This window comes from Pseudoneobacillus rhizolycopersici, assembly GCF_054786815.1.
In genome coordinates this window covers 1-217 of record NZ_JBTOOE010000287.1, presented here as the reverse complement: position 1 = coordinate 217, position 217 = coordinate 1, and the positions used below count along the sequence as shown (strand labels likewise).

Annotated in this window: 1 protein-coding gene; it reads right to left on the bottom strand. The window is 60.4% G+C overall.

Annotated elements, in window-relative coordinates; genetic code table 11:
• Nucleotides 1–19: 19 nt before the first annotated feature.
• Nucleotides 20–217, bottom strand: a 198-nt coding sequence (locus ACX9YW_RS23785) for a hypothetical protein (RefSeq protein WP_460351304.1), incomplete at its 5' end; no start/stop codon positions are given.

The following is a 217-nucleotide window of genomic DNA, read 5'->3' as shown; positions in this document are numbered from 1 at the left end:
CGGGGATCGGGGTTTACAGTCACCCCTTGAAGAACTCTTTCCCGGCGGCGGGCCTCATGATTTTGAGCTGCGCGACCCGTATCCGCTCGCTCTTCCCGTTTTTCAGGATTTCGCCCTGAACCTCGACTTCCTGGCCGAACGCCTCGTCGAATTTTTCCTGCGCCACGCCGCCCTTGGCGGTCAGGTCGATGGCGTAGTAATCCCCCTCTTCCGTCCA